The organism is Aeromonas sp. Y293-4, from assembly GCF_027705905.1.
Classification (GTDB): domain Bacteria; phylum Pseudomonadota; class Gammaproteobacteria; order Enterobacterales; family Aeromonadaceae; genus Aeromonas; species Aeromonas veronii.
The window spans coordinates 1-820 of record NZ_JAPDCI010000076.1; the positions used below are offsets into that span (position 1 = coordinate 1).

Here is an 820-nt window from a genome sequence, read left to right on the forward strand (position 1 = left end):
GGCACTGTTGCAAAGTTAGCGATGAGGCAGCCTTTTGTCTTATTCAAAGGCCTTACATTTCAAAAACTCTGCTTACCAGGCGCATTTCGCCCAGGGGATCACCATAATAAAATGCTGAGGCCTGGCCTTTGCGTAGTGCACGCATCACCTCAATACCTTTGATGGTGGCGTAAGCCGTCTTCATGGATTTAAATCCCAGCGTGGCGCCGATTATCCGTTTCAGTTTGCCATGATCGCATTCAATCACGTTGTTCCGGTACTTAATCTGTCGGTGTTCAACGTCAGACGGGCACCGGCCTTCGCGTTTGAGCAGAGCAAGCGCGCGACCATAGGCGGGCGCTTTATCCGTGTTGATGAATCGCGGGATCTGCCACTTCTTCACGTTGTTGAGGATTTTACCCAGAAACCGGTATGCAGCTTTGCTGTTACGACGGGAGGAGAGATAAAAATCGACAGTGCGGCCCCGGCTGTCGACGGCCCGGTACAGATACGCCCAGCGGCCATTGACCTTCACGTAGGTTTCATCCATGTGCCACGGGCAAAGATCGGAAGGGTTACGCCAGTACCAGCGCAGCCGTTTTTCCATTTCAGGCGCATAACGCTGAACCCAGCGGTAAATCGTGGAGTGATCGACATTCACTCCGCGTTCAGCCAGCATCTCCTGCAGCTCACGGTAACTGATGCCGTATTTGCAGTACCAGCGTACGGCCCACAGAATGATGTCACGCTGAAAATGCCGGCCTTTGAATGGGTTCATGTGCAGCTCCATCAGCAAAAGGGGATGATAAGTTTATCACCACCGACTATTTGCAACAGTGCC

At 52.4% G+C, this 820-nt stretch carries 1 protein-coding gene; it reads right to left on the reverse strand.

What is annotated here, in order from left to right; translation table 11 throughout:
- Positions 1 to 52 precede the first annotated feature (52 nt).
- On the reverse strand, positions 53 to 757 hold the full coding sequence (locus OKC31_RS21630) for an IS6-like element IS26 family transposase (RefSeq protein WP_001067855.1): 705 nt from the start codon (positions 755 to 757) through the stop codon (positions 53 to 55).
- Positions 758 to 820: the final 63 nt, after the last annotated feature.